We start from the raw sequence: 3,698 nt of genomic DNA on the forward strand, positions 1-3,698 counted from the left end.
CGGTTCTCGAACGTGGACGAATCGTCGGAATCGTTTCGATCGGCGATATGGTGAACAGCATTATCAGCGATCAGGAATTCATCATCGACCAACTCGAGCACTACATCCAGGGACACAAGGCCTAGGACGCCGGCTCGCCATCATCACGGTGCCGCCGCCTCAGCACAAACGAAAAAGGCCTCCCGAAGGGGAGGCCTTTGCTTCGATCTGATCTCGATGCTTAGCCTATTGCGGCTCACCGTCCGGATAGACCGGCTGCGGCTGGTTCGGCGACGGACCCTCGCCTTTGTGCGGCTCGGTCGGCGCATCCTCGGAGACGTCAGGTGAGACCACGATGGTGTCTTCTTCCATCATTGCCTCGCCGTCCGGCGTCTCGACCTCCATGGTGTCCTCTTCCATGACGGCGTCGCCGTCAGGCGTCTCGACTTCCGTGGTGTCTTCTTCCATTACCGCTTCACCGGCCGGCTCTTCGGCGTCCGGCTCTTCGGCATCCATGGCGCCGTCAGAGTCCGCATCGCCCGGCTCGCCGTCCGGATAGACCGGCTCCGGCTGGGACTCGGACGCCGGCTCGCCGGCATGAGGCTCGGACGGTGCGTCCTCGGCGACCGTGGACGGCACGGAGATGACTTCTTCCGTGGTCTCTTCTTCCATCATCGCGTCCGGCTCGTCGGCGTCGTCCGCCGCAGGCGCTTCCGCTGCCGGCTTTTCGGCGGGCGCGGCATCCTCGGCTGCAGGCTCGTCCATGGCGGCAGGCTCATCGGCCGGCTCTTCATCCATGATCCCGTCCATGGGCTCTTCCATGGGCTCTTGGTCCATAGGCTCTTGGTCCGCCGGCTCCTCGACCGGTGCTGCGTCCTCGGAGACTTCAGGTGAGACCACGATGGTGTCTTCTTCCATCATGGCCTCGCCGTCGGGCGTCTCGACCTCCATGGTGTCCTCTTCCATGACGGCGTCGCCGTCAGGCGTCTCGACTTCCATGGTGTCTTCTTCCATCACCGCTTCACCGGCCGGCTCTTCGGCATCCATGGCGCCGTCGGAGTCCGTATCGCCCGGCTCGCCGTCCGGATAGACCGGCTCGGGCTGGGACTCGGACGCAGACTCGCCGGCATGAGGCTCGGACGGTGCGTCCTCGGAGACCGTGGGCGGCACGGAGATGACCTCTTCGGTGGTCTCTTCTTCCACCATCGCGTCCGGCTCGTCGGCATCGTCCGCGGCAGGCTCTTCCGCTGCAGGCTCTTCGGCGGGCGCGGGTTCCTCGGCCGCCGGCTCTTCCATGGCGGCAGGCTCGTCGGCCGGCTCTTCATCCATGGGCTCTTGGTCCGTAGGCTCTTGGTCCGCCGGCTCCTCGACCGGTGCTGCGTCTTCGTCCGCAGGCTCCTCGGCGGGCGCGGCGTCGTCGGCCGGTGCAGCGTCTTCGGCCGGCGCTTCGGTGGCCGGCTGCTCCGCGGGTTCTTTTGTGTCTTCGTCCTTCGGTTGCTCGCACGCGGCGAAAAGCAAGGCCGCGAAAAACGCCGCAACGACTCCAATCTGTCTCATGATCGTCCCCTGATCTCAGTGCTGATCGTACCCCAGCTACACAACTTAGCCCGAACGCCGCAGATTTGCTACGGCGCACGTCGCTTTGGTCGTTTTGCCCCAACTCAACAGCCGGACTTACGCGCCGCGGCGACGAACACGCGTGCCGTCAACGCGGGGGGCGCACCCAGAGCAGCAAGAGGAGCCCGCCGATCAGAAAGGCGAGGGACGCCGAGATGCCGAGGCGCTGGCTGTCGGTGAGCGCGGTGACCAGGCCGATGACGAGCGGCGCGGCAAAGGCGGTGATCTTGCCGGAGAAGGCGAAGAAACCGAAGAACTCCGTGGTTTTCTCCGGCGGGCAGAGCCGGGCCAGCAGGGTGCGGCTCGAGGCCTGGATCGGACCGGCCGCCAGGCCGATGAGAACGGCGAAGGCGAGATAAGACTGCTCGCCGGCGGAGGCGAACAGCCCGCTGCCGTCTGCTTTAGGCGCCACGGGAATGACGAACAGGATCTCGTCGGCGTCGATCGAGAGCACGCCGAGCGAGCCCGCAATGAAGAAGAGAAGCGCCGTGACGATCACGGTCTTGGAGCCTAAGCGGTCGTCGAGAAGGCCGCCGATGAGTGCGCCGATGGTGCCGGCGACGGTGAGCACGATGCCGAACAGACCGAGCTCCGCGGCGCCCCAGCCAAACACGCTCGCCGCATAAATGCCGCCGAAGGCGAACACGGCGCCGAGCCCGTCGGCATAGAGCATGCGCGCCAACAAAAAGAGCGCGATTGAACCGTGATCGCGCACCAGGTCCTTGATCGAGCGCACCAGCCGGCGCAAGCCCGCCTGTACGGCGCTGCCCTGAAGCGGCGCGTCCGGCCGGTCCGGCGTGAACAAGAACAGCGGCAGGACGAAGACCAGATACCACAGGGCCGAGAACGGCCCGACCAGCCTGTCGCCTTCGCGGGTCGCGGTGTCGAGCGGCAAGACGGGCTGCAAGCCGAACAGGGTCTTGCCGGTGTTCGGGTCGGTGACGATGAGGCCGGCAATCAGCGCCAGGCTGACCAGGCCGCCCACATAGCCCACCGCCCAGCCGAGGCCGGACAACGTGCCGAGCCGTTTCCCCGAGACGAGGCCCGGCATCATGGCGTTGTTGAACACGGTGGCGAGCTCGGCGCCGATCGTGGCGAGACCGAAAGACAGCAGCACGACGGGCACGAGCGAAAGATCGCCGGGGATGGCGAACCACAAGCCACCGAGGCCCGCGACCAGCAGCACCGAGAAGCCGGCTATCCAGGGCTTGCGCGGGAGCCCCGCATCGGCGATGGCGCCGAGCACCGGCGCCAGGCCTGCGGCGATCAGCTGGGCGGCGCCCGTCGCGTACGCCCAGATGGTTTGGCCGTGCGCGGGATCGTCCATGAAGCCGTTCACGAAATAGGGCGCGAACAGGAAGGTGACGACGAGGGTGTAGAAGGGCTGGGTCGCCCAATCGAACAGCACCCAGCCGATCAGGCCGCGCCTGGGCACGGTCTGAAGGGTCTTGGTATGAAGGGTCTTGGGCGCTTCGGCCTCACGCGGGCTGTGCGACATCGAGCACGATCAAGTGGTTGGGGAGCTCGTCATGGTCGCCCGTCTCCGGCGGGAAATGCTCGGCGAGGATGGCGCCGCAGGTCTCGATGGCGGCGACGAAGCCTTCCGTGCGCGAGCCTTTGCCGATCTCCGCGGTCAGCGCGGCGATGAGATCGTCCCACACGTCGGGTGTCACCTTCCGGTAGATGCCGTCATCGGCGATCACTTCGGCGTAGCGCTCCGCGTCCGACACATAGATGAGCACGCCGGTGCGTCCCTCGGTGGTGTGCAGGTTCTGCACCAGGAATTGCTCGACGGCGCGCAAGTGCGCCCGCGCATGCTTCAGCGCGCGCGGCGCGATGGCGACGCGGAACGCTTCCCACTGCACGATCACGACGCCAAGAGCAAACACCGCGAGCTGCAAGAGATAGACATATTCGATCGGCCACTTGGTGAAGTGGATGAGGGGCAGCGGCACGGCGAGTGAGACCAGCGCCACGCACATCAGCGCGAAATAGCGATAGGTGGACGAGGCCCGGGCCACCACGACGACGATCTCGCCGCTCGTGGCCTTCTCGGCGCGGGTGATGGCACCGGTGATCGACGCGTATTCTTCGGGGGTGAA

Annotated in this window: 3 protein-coding genes; all 3 read right to left on the minus strand. The window is 66.2% G+C overall.

Features of this window, described 5'->3' with window-relative positions:
• Positions 1 to 225 precede the first annotated feature (225 nt).
• Positions 226 to 1,536, minus strand: coding sequence for a hypothetical protein (locus tag ACSLE4_RS11495; RefSeq protein WP_435904583.1), 1,311 nt, complete (start codon positions 1,534 to 1,536; stop codon positions 226 to 228).
• Between the two features lie 148 nt (positions 1,537 to 1,684).
• Entirely contained in the window at positions 1,685 to 3,094 is a 1,410-nt protein-coding gene (locus tag ACSLE4_RS11500; protein ID WP_435904584.1) for an MFS transporter, read from the minus strand.
• A partial coding sequence (locus ACSLE4_RS11505; RefSeq protein WP_435904585.1) for a TPM domain-containing protein occupies positions 3,075 to 3,698 on the minus strand: 624 nt, incomplete at its 5' end. The genes ACSLE4_RS11500 and ACSLE4_RS11505, both read right to left, overlap by 20 nt.

Origin of the sequence: Methyloceanibacter sp. (assembly GCF_051306395.1) — a bacterium.
In the GTDB taxonomy this organism is placed as follows: Bacteria; Pseudomonadota; Alphaproteobacteria; order Rhizobiales; family Methyloligellaceae; genus Methyloceanibacter.

What these genes read in the sequence shown, in the direction of transcription:
- ACSLE4_RS11495 (WP_435904583.1), bottom strand. Translation starts at nt 1,536, where the DNA reads ATGAGACAGATTGGAGTCGTTGCGGCGTTTTTCGCGGCCTTGCTTTTC.
- ACSLE4_RS11500 (WP_435904584.1), bottom strand. Translation starts at nt 3,094, where the DNA reads ATGTCGCACAGCCCGCGTGAGGCCGAAGCGCCCAAGACCCTTCATACC.